Raw genomic sequence first — 15773 nt, 5'->3', positions numbered from 1 at the left:
GCTGGAGGGAAAGGCCGGGCAGGTCGTGCGAGCAGCGAAGTACCAGAGCCGCAAGGTTAGGGCGGGGGGAAAGGCGGTGAAATACGGCAGTTGTCGTATTTTATCCCGCGGGGCAACGCAGCATGCTTCAGCCCACAGCCAGCCCGAGGCGGACGGCGTACACCGCCAGTTCGGCGGTGTTGTGCAGGTCGAGTTTGCGCATCAGGTTTTCCCGGTGTTTGCGCACGGTCAACGGGCTGATGTGCAGGGCGTCGGCAATGTCGTGCGCGGACTGCCCCGAAGCGACCAGACCGAGGATCTGCTGCTCGCGGCGGGTCAGCCCACCGCCACTGGTTATCAGGTGGGCGTCGGGGGTGCTGCTGCCATGGCCCTCCACCGCGAAGCGCACGGCCACGGCCAGGTAGCGCTGGTTCAGGCGAATGGCATCGATGGCGTCGAACAGCTCATGGCTTTCGTCGGCCTTGGTGACGTAGCCCTGCACGCCCGCTTCGAGCACGCCGCGAATGGTGCTCAACTCGACGTTGGCGGTCAGCACGAGGATTTTCAACCGTGGGTAATCGGCGCGCAGTTGGCGAATGAATTGCAGGCGGTTGACCCCCGGCATACCCAGGTCCAGGAGCAGCAGGTCGACCTGGTGTTGGGCCAGGACGCTGAGGATCGCATCGCTGTGGGCGGCCTCGCCGACCACCTGCAGATCATCGCGGGTGGACAGGAGAAATCTCAGGCCGTCGCGCACGATGCTATGGTCATCGGCAATCAGGACGTTCAGGCGCTTCACTTCCATTTTCAGTCGCTCTTTTTATTGGGATTGGCCATGCCCGAGATTATCCAGCGCAAGTATTTCGTCGATCTGCTGTTTCGACAATCCTACGCGGTGCTGTTTGCCAACTTCGTCATACCCTTGCCGGTGGCGTATGTGTTCAGGCATGCCGTGCCCTTGAGCTGGATCATTGGCTGGATCCTGGCGATGTACGGCCTGACGGCTATCCGGCTGCTGCTCTCGCGAACTTACTTTAGCCAATCCCCGCGGATCGACCACCACCAGGCGCAACAGTGGGCCTGGCGGGCATCGGCGCTGTCGTGGATGTCGAGCCTGCTCTGGGGCGTGCTCGGCTGGGTCGGCTTTGCCGCCGGCGATCCACAGTTACTGGCGTTCACCTGCGTGGTGCTGACCGGCCTGGTGTGTGGAGCGGTGCCCTCACTGTCGGCATTCCCGCCGGCCTACGCCGGTTCGCTGGTGGCCATGCTGCTGCCCGTCACCCTGCAGTGCCTGCTGCATTCGGGGGAAACCTACACCATCTACCTGTTCTTTCTCGCCTGCCTGGCCGGGGTCAATCTGTATTACAGCCGGGTCACCTACCGCACGCTGTGCGAGACCATCCGCTTGCGCCTGGAAAACGTCGAACTGGTTGGCCGCCTGGAGCAGGAGCGTGATCGCGCGCAGGCTGCCGATCAAGCCAAATCGCGTTTCCTGGCGGCTGCCAGTCATGACTTGCGCCAACCTATCCATGCCCTGGGCCTGTTTGTCGCGGGCCTGGCGGCGCTGGCTGAGCGCGGCGCTGTGCGGGCCGACAAGGCGCGTGAGGTAGCGGCTCGCCTGGGCGCGGTGATCGGTAATCTCGGTAGCCTGCTCAACGGCTTGCTGGACATCTCGCGGCTGGACGCTGGCGTGGTGGTGGTGAAGCGCGAAGCAGTATCGCTGGAACGCTTGTTCATCGACCTGGGCGACGAATTCGAGGCCATTGCCCGCACCCGCCAGTTGCACTGGCGAATCCACCCCAACCACCATTGGGTCGACACCGACCCGGTGTTGCTCAAGCGCATCCTCGATAACCTGCTGTCCAACGCTTTTCGCTACACCGATGGCGGCGGCGTCCTGCTGGGCTGTCGGCGGCGGGGCGGGCAGCTGGAGATCCAGGTCTTCGATACCGGGCCGGGCATTGCAGCGGAGTATCGCGGGCAGATTTTCGAAGAGTTCGTCCAGTTGCATAACCCCGAGCGCGACCGCAGCCAAGGGCTCGGCCTGGGTCTGGCGATCGTGCGTCATACCGCGCGCCTGCTGGGGCATGCAACACGCCTGGTCTCGGTGCCAGGGCGTGGTTCGATGTTCTCGATTCGGGTCCCGCTTGCGGCGCCGGCGAGCAGGCCAGCCATCGCGCCGCAGCTGCAACGCTCGGACAATGCCCTGGGCATTCTGATCATCGACGATGAACCCAGCGTGCTGGAGGCCCTGCGCGATTTGCTGGAAGTCTGGGGTCACAGGGTCTACGCGGGCGCCTCGGTGGCGCAGGCCTGTGAGCAGCATGGCGCAGCGAGCGAGACGGGGCGGGCGACGGTGGACCTGATCCTCAGTGACTACCGCCTGAGCGGCATGAGCGGCCTGGAGGCGATCCGCCGCGCCCGGCAGTACCTCGATCAAGCCGTGCCGGCGATCATCATTACCGGTGACACTTCACAGGCGTGCCAGCAAGAGACCGCAGCGAGCAATTTCCGGGTCTTGCAAAAACCCCTCGACGCGGCGGTCTTGCGTGACAGCCTCAAGGCCTGCCTGGATGCTCGAATGGCCCGCTGAACTACGCCGCCTCAGGCGCGGCCGTGGGTCATGGTGCGCACCGGACCTGCCCGTTGCTCGATCTGCTCCTTGAGGTCATGGCGCAGGCCCAGCAGGAATGCCAGTTCGGCCACCACGAACAGCGGCCCGACGATCAACCCGCTGACATCATCGACAAACGCCGGTTTGCGTCCTTCGTAGTAATGCCCGACAAACTGGATCACCCAACCCAGCACAAACAGCCCGATGCCGCTGCCCAGCCACACCCCGGTGCTTTGCGCCGCGACGACCTGGCCCAGCCACACGGACAGGCCGAGCAGCACCGTCATGAGCACGCCCAGGCGCACTTCCAGGCGCAGGTAGAACCACGCCGAGGCCAGGGCCACGAGCACTGCCGGCGACAGCCAGAGCTCGGCCACCGACCAGGACGGCCGTGACAGCAGCACCGCGACGGCCACCACAATCAACGGAATCCCGATAAAGTGGCTGGCGATATTGCGCGGGTCACGGTGGTAAGCGGCGTATTGACTGAGGTGGTCAACCAGGCTTTTCATTGTTATTCCTCCTGTAGGGATGTTGATCATGCCCTGAGGCCCGTCGTTGCTCTGTCAGCCAGACGACAATCACTGTGGAGTCTTCATGCAAATACCGGCCTGGCGTGCATGCCTGATGCAGGGGCAGTGGTTCAGCCACCTGCCATCCTGTCTTCAGGATAGCTTGCTGTCCCTGGCGCGCGTGCGGCACTTGTCCGCGGGGCAGCGCCTGTTCGGTCGCGGCGATGCACCCTGTGGCCTGTACGCCGTACTGGAGGGCGCGGTGCGGGTGGGGGCGGTGAGCGAGCAGGGCAAGGAGGCCTTGTTGAGCCTGATCGAAGCGCCGCACTGGTTCGGTGAAATCTGCCTGTTCGACGGCCAGCCACGCACCCATGATGCCTACGCGGTGGGGCCCTGCACCTTGTTGCAGCTGCCACAGGCCGCATTGCTGGCCTATCTCGATCAGCAACCGCAGCACTGGCGGCAACTGGCGCTGCTGATGAGCCACAAACTGCGCCTGACCTTCATCAACCTTGAACAATTGACCCTGCTGGCGGCCCCTGCCCGGGTGGCACACCGGCTGCTGATGATCGCCGATGGCTATGGCGAGATCGAGCCGGCGCGGCGAGTCCTGCAACTGCCTCAGGAGCAACTGGCGTTGCTACTGTCACTGTCGCGCCAGACTACCAACCAGATCCTGCGGGACCTGGAAAGCCAGGGCATTCTCAGCCTGGGTTACGGCGCAATCGAGATCCTCGATGCCCCGCGGTTGCGCGCGCTGGTGCAGCCGTGACGTGCTCGGTTGATCCGAAATAAGCGTTAGTGATGGGCTTTGGCCGCCAAGGCGCCTAGCCTGTAGCGACGAATATTCGAGGTGTGCCATGCGATTGCTGTTAGTGGAAGACGAGCCGGAAATCGCCAAGGCGCTGGCCCAGGGCCTGAGCGAAGCCAGCTACACGGTGGATGTGGCCGACAACGGCATGGCCGGTCGGCGTTTCATCGAGACCGTTGAATATGACCTGATCATTCTCGACGTGATGCTGCCGGGCCTGAACGGCTGGCAACTGTTGCAACAGATCCGCCAGCTCGGTGCGACACCGATACTGTTCCTGACCACCAAGGACGGGATCGAGGACCGTTTGCGTGGCCTGGAACTGCATGAAGATGACTACCTGCTCAAGCCGTTCACCCACAGCGCGTTGGTGGCGCGGGTACGCAAGTTGTTGCGCCGCGATCGCGGGCGCTGACAGTCTTCAGCGCAACCCATCGCGAAACTGCCCCGGTGTCATCCCGGTCCAGCGCTTGAATGCGCGGCTGAAGCTGCTGGTGTCGGCGAATCCCAACAGATAACTGATTTCGCTCAACGAGCACTGCGGGTCGCGCAGGTGCAGCAGGGCCAGGTTCTCGCGGCTTTCGTTGAGCAGGGTGTCGAAGCGACAGCCCTCGTCCGCCAGGTGCCGTTGCAGGCTGCGCAGGCTCAGGTGCAGGGCCTGGGCGATGCGTTCGGCGCTGGGTTCGCCTTCGGGCAGTTGCTCCTCGATGGCGTCGCGAACCTTGCGCTCCCAGGTCAGTGGCTTGAGTTGCGCCAGGGTGCGCTTGAGCACGGTCTCGTTGTGCTCGGCCAGTTCCGGGTTGGCGTCGTCCAGGTGACTGTCGAAATCCTCCAGGGAAAACTCCAGGCGATCCTCTTCGGCGGCGAAGTACACCGGTGCGCGGAATACCTTGTGCCAGGGATGGGGGTCGGCCGGCTCCGCACGCCGCAAGTACACCGCCAGTGGCGCGTATTCGCGGCCCAGGCGGTTGCGGCAGGTGCGCACATAGATCGCGGCGAAGGCATCGAGGGCTTCGGGAGCCGGCGCCGGGCTGTCGGCGGGGACTTTGAGGGTGAAGCAGTAGCGGTCCTCAGCCCGGCTCAAGTGCAGTTCGAGGGCATCACTGACGACCTGGTGATAACGCACGATGCGCTCGAACACTTCGCGCAGGCTGCCACTGGCCACCAGCGCATAGCCCAGTGCGTGAAAAGTGGTCGGGCTGACGAACCGCGAGACCCGTAGGCCGATCGCCGGGTCGCCACTGGCCTGGACGGCCAGTTCCCACAGGCGCGTGGTGGCCGAGAGTGGATACCGCGCGTTGGGGTCGTCCATCAATTGTGGGTCGAGCCCGGCTTGCCGGCACAGCACATCGCTGTCGAAGCCCAGGGCATCGAGTTGTTTGCGCAGGGCGCGGGTCCAGCTGGCGAGTGAGGTGGGTTCAATCATGATGATTGGCGCTTCCGGTCAACAGGTTGGCGTTCACAGCTAGCGCCCAACGCGACCGCACAGGGCAGGATGCGAACATCAATAACCAGAGGATGGAAGCATGCACGGTACTTCTGCAAGTCCCGAACGCCTGAATGCACAACAACGATCGGCGCATATTCGTGAAGTGGTGCTCGCCAAGGGCGTCGAGCTGCGCCAGCGCTACCCGCTCCTGCTGCATCAGGATGCGCTTGGCGCCGGCATCCTGGCCTTTGCCCTGGCCGGGATGGTCGGTTCGGCGGCGCTGTACATCAGCGGGCACATGGCCTGGTGGGTGTGCCTGCTGCTCAACGCTTTTTTTGCCTCGCTGACCCATGAGCTGGAGCACGACCTGATCCACAGCATGTACTTTCGCAAGCAGCGGCTGCCGCACAACCTGATGATGGGACTGGTCTGGCTGGCACGCCCGAGCACCATCAACCCGTGGATCCGCCGTCACCTGCACCTCAATCACCACAAGGTATCCGGCACCGAGAGCGACATGGAAGAGCGCGCCATCACCAACGGTGAGCCATGGGGCATCGCTCGGTTGCTGATGGTCGGCGATAACCTGATGTCGGCCTTTATCCGCATGCTGCGAGCCAAGACCTGGGCGCACAAGCTGAGCATTGTCCAGCGCAGCCTCAAGGTCTATGCGCCGCTGGCACTGCTGCATTGGGGCGCCTGGTACGTGTTCCTCGGCTTTCACGGGATCAACGGCATCGCCTGGCTGATGGGCACTGCGGTGGAGTGGTCAGCGAGCACATTGGCGGTGATGCAGGTGATCGATATCGCCGTGGTGGTGATCATTGGTCCCAACGTGCTGCGCACCTTCTGCCTGCACTTCGTCAGTTCGAACATGCACTATTACGGCGATATCGAGGCCGGTAACGTGATCCAGCAGACCCAGGTGCTCAACCCGTGGTGGATGTGGCCGATGCAAGCGTTCTGCTGCAACTTCGGCAGCAGCCACGGCATTCACCATTTTGTGGTCAAGGAGCCGTTCTACATCCGCCAGATGACTGTGCCGGTGGCACATAAGGTGATGCGTGAGATGGGGGTGCGGTTCAATGATTTCGGGACCTTCGGCCGCGCCAACCGGTTTACCCGCAAGGAGCAGGTGGCGGGGGAAGAAGTGCGTACCGTGCGGGCTTGATGGGTTGTCTGTAATGGCTCCATCGCGGGCAAGCCCGCTCCCACAAATGGAGGGGGTGTATGCAAAAAAGCTAGCCCCAACAACCATTGTGGGAGCGGGCTCGCCCGCGATGGCGGTGTGTCAGGCCACTTCAGTCCGGCTGGAACGGTGAAGCGCTGAGGATCACCCCGGTCTCCTCCACATACCTCTGCCAATGCCCGATCAGCGCGCTGAGCTTGTCGGGCTGGCTCGCTGCCAGGTCGTGGATTTCCCCCGGGTCGCTGTCCAGGTCATACAGCTGCCAGGTTGCCGGCCCGACGGGCCCGGGGATGTACACCGCCTTCCATTGTCCCTGGCGAATCGCCCGCCGACCGAACAGTTCCCAGCCAGTCACCGTGTGCTCGTCGTGGACCTGGGTGGTCTCGCCAGACAGGAACCCCAGCCACGATTTACCGCGCAACTCGGCCACCTGCTTGCCGCGCCAGACTTTACCCGGATGGCGTACGCCGGCCAGGTCGAGAATGGTCGGGGTGATATCCATCACCGTGGAAAATCCATGGCTGATCCGCCCCTTGAGCGCAAGCGCCGGGTAGTGCACCAGCGCCGGCACGCGGATCCCGCCTTCGGTGGTGAAGGCCTTGAACAGGCGTGATGGCGCGGTGGCAGTCTGCGCCCAGTTCGGCCCATACCAGACGTAGGAGTTGGCGCGGCCAATGTTGTCCAGGCTGTTGTCGTAATGCTGGTTGAGGTAGGTCAGCAGCTCCGGGCCGAACTTGGGAAACGCTTCGAGCAACGCGCCTTCGGCTCCGTTGTCGGACATGAACAGGATAAAGGTGTTGTCCAGCTGGCCCTGGTTGCGCAGGTAGTCGACCACCCGGCCGATGTTCCAGTCCATGCGTTCGACCATCGCCGCGTAGACCTCCATGGCCCGCGCGGATACCTGCCGCTGTTCGTCGCTCAGGGCTTCCCATTGGGCGCTGAGCGCGAGCACTGGATGCGGTTCGACATCGGCGTCGATCAGGCCCAGGGCCTTGAGCTTTTCCAGGCGTTCCTGGCGCAGCACTTCGGGGCCGGCGTCATAGCGGCCACGGTATTTCTCCACCACCTCGGCCGGTGCCTGCAACGGCCAGTGTGGCGCGGAAAACGGCAGGTAGGCGAAGAACGGCCGGCTCTGGTCACGCTCCTTGAGGTACTGCAGCAACTTGTCGCCGAAGGCATCGGAAGAATAGAAATCCTTGGGCAACTGGTCGATGAATCGATCGTCTTCGATGTACAGCGCTGGCGTCGATTTCAACAGGCCGGGGGTCTGCTCATCGTAGGTCGGTTCAAAACCGTAGTGGTTGGCCGCCCCTGGCAGCAACGAGAACGAACGCTCGAAACCACGGGCATGGGGCGCCAGTTCGGCGGTCAGGCCCAGGTGCCATTTGCCGCTCATCAGCGTCTGGTAGCCAGCCTCGCGCAGCAGTTCGGGCAAGGCCACCACACGGTCGTTGAGGTAGCCTTCGTAGCCCGGCTTGCCGATCAACTCGGGCGTCAGCGCTTCGGCCATGGTGCCGATACCGGCGATGTGGTGGTCGGTGCCGGTGAGCAGCATCGAGCGGGTCGGCGAGCAGGTTGGTGCGGTATGAAAATCGGTCAGGCGCAAGCCGTTGTTCGCCAGGGCGTCGAGGTTCGGCGTGGCGATTTCACCGCCGAAGGCGCCGAGGTCGGAGAACCCCAGGTCGTCGGCCAGGATTACCAGGAAATTGGGACGTTGCGGCATCAGGGACTCCTCGTTAGCAAGCAATGAACGTCAGCGGCAGGTTGCGGATCTGCTCGGGGGCGGGCGGTTGGTAGTGGTCGTCGCTGGTCAATTCGTGCAGCAACTCTTCGCGCAGTTGATGGAAGTCGAAACTGCTGCGCTGGCGCGGGTGGGGCAGGCTGATGTTGACCACCTGCTTGATGCGCCCGGGGCGCGGCTCCATGACCACCACCCGGTCGGCGAGGAAGATCGCTTCCTCGGCATCGTGGGTGACCAGCACCGTGGTGATCCTGGCCCGGCGGCGGATCGCCAGAAGCTCATCCTGCATCTGCTGGCGGGTCAGTGCGTCAAGGGCGCCGAAGGGTTCGTCGAGCAGCAGGATCCGTGGGCTGGCCACCAGCCCGCGAGCGATCGCCACCCGTTGCGCCATGCCGCCCGAGAGCTGGTGCGGGTAGGCGCGGGTGAAGTCGCTGAGCCCGACCAAGGTTATGAAATCAGCGATCCGCCGTTGCCGTTGCGCCGCGCTCAACGGTTCGTTGACCAAGCCCAGGCCGATGTTTTCCTCGACCGTCAGCCAGGGAAACAGGCGGTGTTCCTGGAACACGATGCCGCGCTCGCCGCCGATCCCGGTCACGGCCTTGCCGTCGACGCTGATGTGCCCGCGAAATTGCGTGTCCAGTCCCACCAGCAAGCGCAGCAGGGTGGACTTGCCGCAGCCGCTGGAGCCGACAATCGCGACAAACTCGCCCTCGGCGATGTCCAGGTTGAATTCGTGGATCGCTTCCAGTTCGACGCCATCGACGTCGAAGGTCTTGCCCACGTGGTTGAAGCTGACAATCGGAGCGGTCATGCGTGCCTCCAGCGCGTAGCGCGGGTTTCAAGGAGTTGGCCAAGCAGGTTGAGCAGGGCACCGGTCAGGCCGACCAGGAGCATGCCGGCCATGATCAGGTCCATGCGCAGCAGTTGCTGGGCGCCGATCATTTGGCTGCCGATGCCGCCGTTGGACGGCATGAAGTACTCAGCGCCGATGGTCCCGAGCCAGGCATAGATCAGGCTCAGGCGCAGCCCGGCGAAGATCCCCGGGGCGGCCCCCGGCAGGATCAGTCGCCGCAAACGCTGGCGCAGGTTCAGGCGCAACACCCGCGCCGCTTCATCGAGGTGCGGCGAGAGATTGGCAACGCTGCGCTGGGTGGCGATGAACAATGGAAAGAACGCGGCGAGGGCAACGAACACATACTTGGCCGCTTCCCCCAGGCCGAACCAGGCGGTGAGCAGCGGCACCCAGGCGAAAATGGCGATCTGCCGGATGGCGGCCAGGCTCGGCCCGAGCAAGCGCTCACTGAACGATGACAAGCCGAGCAACAGGCCCAGTGCAAAGCCCAGGCCCCCGCCCAGCAGCAATCCGCCGAGGGTCCGACTCAGGCTCAGGGCCATGCCCCCCAGCAGCGTGCCATCGCCCAGGCCGCCCACGGCGGTGAGCAGCACGGTCCAGGGGCTGACCAGGATATTGGCATCGACCCACGCCTGATCCGTCGCCACCTGCCACACCACCAGCAAGGCCAGCGGCAGCAGCCAGGGTTGCAGGCGTTGCCAGCCCTGGTAGCGCGGGCCCCGGGTAATCTGTGCGGTGGGTGGATGTGGCCAGTGCACCAGCTTGCGGTCCAGCAGGCCGATGCCGCGATCCATGGCCACGCCAATCACGCCGATCACCACGATGCACACGAACACGATGTCGAGCATGAACAGTTGGCGCGCCCAGACCATCAGGTAACCGATGCCTTCGCTCGAAGCCAGCAACTCGACCGCCAGCAAGGAGGTCCAGCCGGCCGCCAGCGCCAGGCGTACCCCAGCCATGAAGGCCGGCAGGGCCGCCGGCAGGACCAGGCGGCGGATCAACAGGTGACGGGGCAGGCGCAACACGGCGGCGGCCTCACGCAATTTCGGCTGCGCGTCACGCACCCCGACCAAGGTGTGCAGGGTTACGGGGACTACGATGGCCTTGATCAGGACCACCAGTTTCAACACTTCACCGATGCCGAAAAACACCATGAACAGCGGGATCCAGGCCAGGGTCGGCACCTGCGCCAAGGCAGCGAAAGTGGGGAACACCAGGCGCTCCAGGCGCCGGCTGAAACCCAGTGCGGCGCCCAGAACGGCACCCGCGCTGATCCCCGCCAGCAGGCCCCAGAACAGGCGCTGCAGGCTGATCGCCAGATGACTCCACAACTCACCACCCGCCAGTTCCACCGCGCTGCTCCAGACCAGCGTCGGCGGTGGCAGGATCTGCTCGCTCATCCACTGATTACGGCTAGCCAGCCACCACAGGGCAAACAGGCCCAGAGGCAGCAGCCAGGGCAGGACGCGCTGGCTGAGGTTCGGCCACAGCCGGCGCGGGTTCAACGGCGGGGCGGCCAGTGGCAGGGTCAGCAGGGAAACACGGGCCATGGGTGATCTCCGTTGTCGGGATGGGCAAAGTCTTTTTATGTGAATTTGATCTATTAAAAATAAAATCAATGCTATTGGGAGATAAGAAAAGCCATTTAAGGCCTGTCCCTGCCACGCATCCAATGCATTCGAAGAATATTTTTGATGCTGTTGCTGCATACCGCGCTGAGAGCAGCGTTTTGGCTGGTGTATGCGTTTTGGTTATTAAAATGTGAATTTTTAGTATTTAAATCTTTAGTCCGACTGTGCCTACTTTCGGCTCCTAAACGCCCGTCGTAATCAGGAGCCGCACCCTATGAACACTCCCTTCAAACGCGTCATCAATCTGTTTGCCGCGGGCGTGCTCGCTGGCCTGGCGTTGAATGTCAGCGCCGCCGAACTCACGCAAATCCGTATCGCCGTGCCCGACCTCAGTGCCGGCACCCAGCACAGTGGAGGCGGGCTGACCGATGTGTTGCGCACCCAGCAGATTTTCGAGAAAGCCTTTGCCGAACAGGGCGTCGAGATCCAGTGGAACTACTTCAAGGGCGCGGGCCCGGTGATCAATGAAGCCTTCGCCAACGGGCAAGTCGACCTGGCGTACCTGGGTGACCTGGCAGCGATTATCGGCAAGTCCAACGGCCTCGATACCCGCTTGCTCAGCGCCACGGCGCGGGGGATCAAGCACTACCTGGGCGTGGTCCCGGGCTCGGGGGTCAAGACCCTGCAAGACCTCAAGGGCAAGCGCGTGGCGATCTTCCGTGGTACCGCCAGCCAGCTGTCGTTCGATGCCGCACTGGCCAGCCAGGGCCTGAGCGAGAAGGACTTCAAGGTCATCAACCTGGACTTCAACGCGGCCGTGGCGGCGCTCGCGGCCAAGCAGATCGACGCCTCGTGGGGCGGCTCCGGGCTGACCGCGCTGCAGGCCCGGGGCCTGGCCGAACTGCCGCTCAACACCAAGGACCTGGGTGGGGCGGGCAGTATCCAGGCGGTACTGGTGGGCAGCGGCAAGTTTGTCGACGAGCATCCCGAAGCCGTGGCCAAGCTACTCAAGGCCCAGGAACACGCCGTGCAATGGCTGACCCAGGACAGCAACAAGGACGCCTACATCGAACTGGTCTCGGGCCTGGCCAGCTACCCGCCGCTGATTCTGCAGCAGGACCTCAAGGACCAGAAACTCAGTGAGGTCTTCCCCTCGACCCTGGACCCGGTGTTCCTCGGCAAATTGCAGGACGCCGTCGACCTGGCCGCGCAGCAGAAACTGATTCGCAAGCCGTTCAAGATCAGTGAGTGGGTGGCGCCACCGTTGGCTGCGGCCAAATTGTAAGGCCGCGATTAAACAGCCACGGCCATGTCCTGTTTATCTACCGCCACCAGGGTTTCGATCAGTGCCCGCGCCGCCGGTGACAAGCGAAAGCCGGTGCGGCTGACGATGCCGCAGCGGGCGTTCATGCTCTCGATGTTCTGCGGCAGGTTGCGCCAGTGCAACAGCGCCAGCGAGCCCTGGGCGATGTCTTCGACAAAAGCTTCTTCGGTGCCGACGCCAATTGCGTTGGACTGCAGCACGATCTTCACCAGCGCCGGAAAATGTTCGGTCTCGATGGTCGGGGAAAAATCGGTGCGGCCGCTGAGGTTGGCCAACAGTTTGCGAATGCCCGGCGGGATCAGCGTGGTTGCCAGCGGGTAGTCGAACATGTCGTTGGTCGACAGGCTTTCCTTGGCCAGCAACGGATGCCCCGGACGGCAGAAAAACACCCCGCGCTTGGGGGTCAGGGCGCGGGTCTGGAAGTTCGGGTCGGCCTCGAAATGGCGGATGTCGGCGATGAAAAACTCGATCTCTTCACGGCTCAGCGCACGGCTGAGTTTTTCCCAGTTATCCACTTGAAAACAGGTGCGCACCTTCGGGTGCGCGTTGACGAATTGCGCCACGGCATCCGGCACCAGTTTCACCGCCGGCGCCGGGCCACAGCCAAAGTGCACTTCACCGGCATCGAGCTTGGTCATCTGCGTCACTTGCGCGCTGAGCAACGCCGCGCCCTGGACCAGGGTCAAGGCGTGTTGCAACACCACCTGGCCCTCGGGGGTGGGGCGCAGGTCCTTATTGCCGCGGTCCACCAGCACGCAACCGAACTCCTGCTCCAGGCCCTGGATACTGCGGCTGAAGGCCGGCTGGGTGATGCCCATGGCGTCGGCGGCGCGGACAAAACTGCGGTGCTCGTTGAGGGCGATGAAGTAACGCAACTGGCGAAGATCCATATGCTTTTCCGGCATCCTAAAAATAGCTCGAAGGCATTTGCGACGAGGGTTGCCTGAGGTTTTAAATGCAAGTTCTTATTCCGTCAACGAAGCATGTGTATATCTATTAGACCTAAATTGAATATAGATAGAGCGTTGTTTCGCCGTCGGCAAACCGTCAGCAGTCCGATCGAGGGTGTCCCCATGAGCAATGCCGCTTTCGCTGTAAAACCTGCAGTCCACGCGCTTGAAATCCATCCGGTGGCTGGCCGTATCGGTGCCGAGATTCGAGGTGTGCAGCTCTCCGGTGAGCTGGATGCCGCCACTGTCGAGGCGATCCAGCAGGCGCTGCTGCAGTACAAAGTGATCTTCTTCCGCGAACAGACCCACCTCGACGATCAGCGTCAGGAAGCCTTTGCCCATCTGCTCGGCGAGCCGGTGGCGCACCCCACCGTGCCGGTACGCGACGGCACCCGCTACCTGCTCGAGTTGGACGGCGCCCAGGGCCAGCGGGCCAACTCCTGGCACACCGACGTGACCTTCGTCGACGCCTACCCGAAGGCTTCGATCCTGCGTTCAGTGCTCGCCCCTACTTCCGGTGGCGACACGGTCTGGGCCAATACTGCCAGCGCCTATGACGAGCTGGCGCCGGAACTGCGGGCGCTGGCCGATCAGTTGTGGGCGGTGCACAGCAACGAATATGACTACGCGGGCGCCAAGCCGGATGTCTCGGCGGAAAAGCTGGAGCGCTATCGCAAGATCTTTACCTCAACGGTGTTCGAGACCGAGCACCCGGTGGTGCGCGTCCACCCGATCAGTGGCGAGAAGAGCTTGTTGCTGGGGCACTTTGTCAAACGCATCAAGGGTTATTCCCAGGCCGACTCGGCGCACCTGTTCAACCTGCTGCAAAGCCACGTCACGCGCCTGGAAAACACCGTGCGCTGGCGCTGGCAGGCAGGTGATGTGGCGATCTGGGACAACCGCTCGACTCAGCATTACGCAGTGGATGACTACGGCACCCAAGAGCGCATCGTGCGCCGCGTGACGCTCAGGGGCGAGGTGCCGGTGGGGGTAGCGGGGCAGCGTAGCCAGACCATCCGGGGTGCTGAGATTAGCGTTGTTTGACAGGGCTTCGTCGCGAGCAGGCTCGCTGCCACAGGAATTGGTGCAAGGCCTGTGGTAGCGGGCGCTCGCTTGCGGGCTGTTCGCGATGTTTTTTCACCACACGCCAATCTGCACCATTTTCTCAGTCTGTGGCTCACCGTAGCGAAACCGCTGGCCGCGCAGATCAATTTCCGGATGGCTGATGGTGGTCCGGCGCTTCAGCCCTCGCAGCCATTCGAACAGATACCCCGCATGCTCTTCGCGCACGGACGCATACACCGGGTCGGCACCGAGATCGCGCAGCTCCTGCGGATCATTGTGCAGATCAAACAGCTGCGGCCGGAAACCATCGTACGCCAGGTATTTCCAGCGCTCGCTGCGCACCATGGTCATGCGGCAACGGTCGATCGGTTGCGCCAGGCGTTCGCGGGCCGGGGCCTGGAACGCATAGTCGTATTCGCTGATGGCGTAGCGGCGCCAGTCAGTTGGTGCGCCATGTAGCAGCGGGATCAGCGAGCGGCCTTCGAGGCGATGCTCAGCTGTCGGCAAGCCCAAGGCCTGAAGGAACGTCGGCAAGGCATCGATGGTTTCCACCAGGCGCTCATCCACCGAACCACGGCTGACGTGCGCAGGGGCTCGCGGGTCGCGCACGATCAATGGCACACCCACCGCCTGCTCCAGCAGGAACTCTTTTTCTCCCAGGTAATGGTCGCCGAGAAAGTCGCCGTGATCGCTGGTGAACACGATCAAGGTGTCATCCCAGCGGCCGTTGCTCTGGAGGAAGTCGAACAGCCGCCCGAGCTGATCGTCCACCTGCTTGATCAGGCCCATGTAGGTCGGGATCACATTCAAGCGCACCTCGTCCCGGGAGAAGTTCAGGCTCTCTTCGTGTTGGCGAAAGGCGGCATACACTGGGTGGTCGCTCTCCTCACCCGCGGCCGCGCGCACGGCGGGCAGCACCTGGTCTGCGCGGTACAGCGCGTGGTACGGCGCGGGTGCGATGTACGGCCAGTGCGGCTTGATGTACGACAGGTGCAGGCACCAGGGTTGTTCCTGTTGTTCGCGGATAAAGTCGATGGCGCGGTCGGTGGTGTGCACGGTTTCCGAGTGCTGCTCGGGAATCCGCGCGGGCAGGTGAGCGTTGCGCATCTTCCAACCGCTGCGCAGTTCACCCTGCTCATCCGCACCGGCATTGGCCCATTCGTGCCACGGGTTGTTGCCGCCGAAGCCGAGGTCACGCAGGTAGTGGGTGTAGGGCGCCGATTCGCGTTTGTCGTCGAACAGCGGGTCGTCGGGGAAAATCCCGTCGTGGCGAAAGTAGGGTTCGAAGCCGACCTCGTTCAACACCTCGGCCTCGGCACTGGCCGGGTCGATGGCCAGCCGTTGCTGAGCGTCCAGGTTGGGCGTGGCGTGGGTCTTGCCGACCAGCGCGGTGCGAATGCCGTGAGGCCGCAGGTAGTCGCCGATGGTCAGCTCTTCAAGGGGCAGGGGCACGGCGTTCCACGCCACCTGATGGCTGCTGACGTAGCGTCCGGTGTAGGCCGACATCCGCGACGGCCCACATATGGTGCCCTGGGTATAGGCGCGACTGAAACGCACGCCGGCCGCGGCCAGGCGATCGATATTCGGCGTGTGCAGATGGGGGTGGCCGTAGCAGGACAGGTAATCGCGGCGCAGTTGGTCGCACATGATGTACAGCACATTGCGCACGGGGGGTTGGGCATTGGACATGGGCGTCACCGATCGAAAGACAGGTGAGGGATTTCGCCTTGGG

Annotated in this window: 14 protein-coding genes; 6 read left to right on the top strand and 8 right to left on the bottom strand. The window is 63.4% G+C overall.

The genetic code is table 11. The features are described 5' to 3' along the window. Positions 1–127: 127 nt before the first annotated feature. Positions 128–784: a response regulator transcription factor gene (locus ACIOVD_RS05430; RefSeq protein ID WP_095170669.1), complete on the bottom strand. Its 657-nt coding sequence runs from the start codon at positions 782–784 to the stop codon at positions 128–130. A gap of 30 nt (positions 785–814) precedes the next feature. Between ACIOVD_RS05430 and ACIOVD_RS05425 the strand changes: the two genes are divergently transcribed. Next, positions 815–2572 (top strand): hybrid sensor histidine kinase/response regulator, encoded by a 1758-nt coding sequence (locus ACIOVD_RS05425; RefSeq protein ID WP_095170705.1) that lies wholly within the window; start codon positions 815–817, stop codon positions 2570–2572. Between the two features lie 11 nt (positions 2573–2583). On the opposite strand, the gene ACIOVD_RS05420 is transcribed toward ACIOVD_RS05425, so the two are convergent. Beyond that, positions 2584–3105 (bottom strand): DUF962 domain-containing protein, encoded by a 522-nt coding sequence (locus ACIOVD_RS05420; RefSeq protein WP_401126514.1) that lies wholly within the window; start codon positions 3103–3105, stop codon positions 2584–2586. A gap of 85 nt (positions 3106–3190) precedes the next feature. Here ACIOVD_RS05420 and ACIOVD_RS05415 point away from each other — a divergent pair, with 85 nt between their 5' ends. Together ACIOVD_RS05415 and ACIOVD_RS05410 are read left to right on the top strand one after the other, a co-directional pair. Continuing rightward, a complete protein-coding gene (locus ACIOVD_RS05415; protein ID WP_159993096.1) occupies positions 3191–3877 on the top strand; it encodes a Crp/Fnr family transcriptional regulator in 687 nt (228 codons plus the stop codon). Between the two features lie 88 nt (positions 3878–3965). Next, positions 3966–4331: a response regulator gene (locus ACIOVD_RS05410; protein WP_159993098.1), complete on the top strand. Its 366-nt coding sequence runs from the start codon at positions 3966–3968 to the stop codon at positions 4329–4331. A gap of 6 nt (positions 4332–4337) precedes the next feature. On the opposite strand, the gene ACIOVD_RS05405 is transcribed toward ACIOVD_RS05410, so the two are convergent. Then, a complete protein-coding gene (locus ACIOVD_RS05405; RefSeq protein WP_095170662.1) occupies positions 4338–5342 on the bottom strand; it encodes an AraC family transcriptional regulator in 1005 nt (334 codons plus the stop codon). A gap of 100 nt (positions 5343–5442) precedes the next feature. On the opposite strand from ACIOVD_RS05405, the gene ACIOVD_RS05400 reads away from it, so the two are divergent. Beyond that, entirely contained in the window at positions 5443–6516 is a 1074-nt protein-coding gene (locus ACIOVD_RS05400) for a fatty acid desaturase (protein WP_401126511.1), read from the top strand. Positions 6517–6646: 130 nt separating this feature from the next. Here ACIOVD_RS05400 and ACIOVD_RS05395 read toward each other — a convergent pair whose 3' ends face one another. Genes ACIOVD_RS05395 through ACIOVD_RS05385 form a run of 3 tightly spaced genes read right to left on the bottom strand, consistent with a single transcriptional unit; the run spans position 6647 to position 10681 of the window. Beyond that, on the bottom strand, positions 6647–8257 hold the full coding sequence (locus ACIOVD_RS05395) for an arylsulfatase (protein WP_401126510.1): 1611 nt from the start codon (positions 8255–8257) through the stop codon (positions 6647–6649). 13 nt (positions 8258–8270) lie between these two features. Continuing rightward, entirely contained in the window at positions 8271–9086 is an 816-nt protein-coding gene (locus ACIOVD_RS05390) for an ABC transporter ATP-binding protein (RefSeq protein ID WP_401126508.1), read from the bottom strand. Further along, positions 9083–10681 (bottom strand): ABC transporter permease, encoded by a 1599-nt coding sequence (locus ACIOVD_RS05385; RefSeq protein ID WP_401126506.1) that lies wholly within the window; start codon positions 10679–10681, stop codon positions 9083–9085. Before ACIOVD_RS05385 ends, ACIOVD_RS05390 begins: the two co-directional genes overlap by 4 nt. Before the next feature lie 295 nt (positions 10682–10976). Here ACIOVD_RS05385 and ACIOVD_RS05380 point away from each other — a divergent pair, with 295 nt between their 5' ends. After that, entirely contained in the window at positions 10977–11987 is a 1011-nt protein-coding gene (locus tag ACIOVD_RS05380) for an ABC transporter substrate-binding protein (protein ID WP_401126504.1), read from the top strand. Between the two features lie 8 nt (positions 11988–11995). On the opposite strand, the gene ACIOVD_RS05375 is transcribed toward ACIOVD_RS05380, so the two are convergent. Further along, positions 11996–12916, bottom strand: coding sequence for a LysR family transcriptional regulator (locus ACIOVD_RS05375; RefSeq protein WP_095170652.1), 921 nt, complete (start codon positions 12914–12916; stop codon positions 11996–11998). Positions 12917–13099: 183 nt separating this feature from the next. Here ACIOVD_RS05375 and ACIOVD_RS05370 point away from each other — a divergent pair, with 183 nt between their 5' ends. After that, the gene (locus ACIOVD_RS05370; protein ID WP_095170704.1) at positions 13100–14020 is read left to right on the top strand and encodes a TauD/TfdA family dioxygenase; all 921 of its coding nucleotides are present in this window, start codon (positions 13100–13102) and stop codon (positions 14018–14020) included. A gap of 93 nt (positions 14021–14113) precedes the next feature. On the opposite strand, the gene ACIOVD_RS05365 is transcribed toward ACIOVD_RS05370, so the two are convergent. Further along, complete coding sequence (locus ACIOVD_RS05365; protein ID WP_401126501.1) at positions 14114–15730, bottom strand: alkaline phosphatase family protein; 1617 nt, start codon at positions 15728–15730, stop codon at positions 14114–14116. Positions 15731–15773 lie beyond the last annotated feature (43 nt).

The sequence above is a fragment of the Pseudomonas sp. NPDC087626 genome (assembly GCF_044743405.1).
Taxonomy (GTDB): domain Bacteria; phylum Pseudomonadota; class Gammaproteobacteria; order Pseudomonadales; family Pseudomonadaceae; genus Aquipseudomonas.
This window is presented reverse-complemented; position numbering and strand designations above follow the sequence as displayed.

Excerpts from the sequence above, each read along its gene's own strand:
- ACIOVD_RS05430 (WP_095170669.1), bottom strand. The coding sequence starts at position 784 with ATGGAAGTGAAGCGCCTGAACGTCCTGATTGCCGATGACCATAGCATC.
- ACIOVD_RS05425 (WP_095170705.1), top strand. The coding sequence starts at position 815 with ATGCCCGAGATTATCCAGCGCAAGTATTTCGTCGATCTGCTGTTTCGA.
- ACIOVD_RS05420 (WP_401126514.1), bottom strand. The coding sequence starts at position 3,105 with ATGAAAAGCCTGGTTGACCACCTCAGTCAATACGCCGCTTACCACCGT.
- ACIOVD_RS05415 (WP_159993096.1), top strand. The coding sequence starts at position 3,191 with ATGCAAATACCGGCCTGGCGTGCATGCCTGATGCAGGGGCAGTGGTTC.
- ACIOVD_RS05410 (WP_159993098.1), top strand. The coding sequence starts at position 3,966 with ATGCGATTGCTGTTAGTGGAAGACGAGCCGGAAATCGCCAAGGCGCTG.
- ACIOVD_RS05405 (WP_095170662.1), bottom strand. The coding sequence starts at position 5,342 with ATGATTGAACCCACCTCACTCGCCAGCTGGACCCGCGCCCTGCGCAAA.
- ACIOVD_RS05400 (WP_401126511.1), top strand. The coding sequence starts at position 5,443 with ATGCACGGTACTTCTGCAAGTCCCGAACGCCTGAATGCACAACAACGA.
- ACIOVD_RS05395 (WP_401126510.1), bottom strand. The coding sequence starts at position 8,257 with ATGCCGCAACGTCCCAATTTCCTGGTAATCCTGGCCGACGACCTGGGG.
- ACIOVD_RS05390 (WP_401126508.1), bottom strand. The coding sequence starts at position 9,086 with ATGACCGCTCCGATTGTCAGCTTCAACCACGTGGGCAAGACCTTCGAC.
- ACIOVD_RS05385 (WP_401126506.1), bottom strand. The coding sequence starts at position 10,681 with ATGGCCCGTGTTTCCCTGCTGACCCTGCCACTGGCCGCCCCGCCGTTG.
- ACIOVD_RS05380 (WP_401126504.1), top strand. The coding sequence starts at position 10,977 with ATGAACACTCCCTTCAAACGCGTCATCAATCTGTTTGCCGCGGGCGTG.
- ACIOVD_RS05375 (WP_095170652.1), bottom strand. The coding sequence starts at position 12,916 with ATGGATCTTCGCCAGTTGCGTTACTTCATCGCCCTCAACGAGCACCGC.
- ACIOVD_RS05370 (WP_095170704.1), top strand. The coding sequence starts at position 13,100 with ATGAGCAATGCCGCTTTCGCTGTAAAACCTGCAGTCCACGCGCTTGAA.
- ACIOVD_RS05365 (WP_401126501.1), bottom strand. The coding sequence starts at position 15,730 with ATGTCCAATGCCCAACCCCCCGTGCGCAATGTGCTGTACATCATGTGC.